Source organism: Streptomyces sp. SID12488 (assembly GCF_010548275.1).
Classification (GTDB): domain Bacteria; phylum Actinomycetota; class Actinomycetes; order Streptomycetales; family Streptomycetaceae; genus Streptomyces.
Window position 1 is genome coordinate 1 of record NZ_JAAGLT010000096.1, and the last position, 710, is coordinate 710.

Consider the following 710-nt stretch of genomic DNA (forward strand, 5'->3'; position numbering starts at 1 on the left):
AGGGTGGTGACGGCGTCGGCGTAGCGGACGGGCCGGCGGACCTGGTCCACCCAGTAGTCCGCGGACCGCAGATCCTCACCCGAGGCCACCCGGCCCGTCACCGTCGACACCACCGGCAACCTCGGCGCCCGGTAACGGACCCCCTTGGCCACCGTACGGAACTCCTCCAGCATCCCCTCCATCAACGGCGAGTGGAACGCGTGCGACACCTCAAGCCGCCGCACCCGCCGGCCCTCCCGAGCCAACGCTCCCACCACCTCCTCCACGGCATGCGCGGCCCCGGACACCACCACCGCGGAGGGCCCGTTCACCGCCGCGACCCCCACTTCGTCACCGCGGTCACCGATCGCGGCCATCACCTCTGCCTCCGAGGCCTCCACAGCGACCATCACACCCCCGCCCGGCAACCCCTGCATCAACCCGGCCCGAGCAGCAACCAACCTGCACGCATCCGCCAGATCCATCACCCCCGCCACATGCGCAGCCGCCAACTCCCCCACCGAATGCCCCACCACAAAGTCAGGCACCACACCCCACGACTCCACCAACCGGAACAACGCCACCTCGAACGCGAACAACGCCGGCTGCGTCCACCCCGTCTCCCCCAACGAAAACGCCCCAGCCGAACCCTCCGCCGCGAACAACACCCCCCTCAACGACCCACCCAACAACGGATCCAACACACCACACACCTCATCCAACGCCCCCGC

The 710-nt window shown here is 69.7% G+C and carries 1 protein-coding gene; it reads right to left on the reverse strand.

What is annotated here, in order from left to right; all coding sequences use genetic code 11:
- Positions 1 to 692: acyltransferase domain-containing protein (locus G3I56_RS42650; RefSeq protein ID WP_343240234.1), on the reverse strand; the 692-nt coding region annotated here is incomplete at its 3' end.
- Positions 693 to 710: the final 18 nt, after the last annotated feature.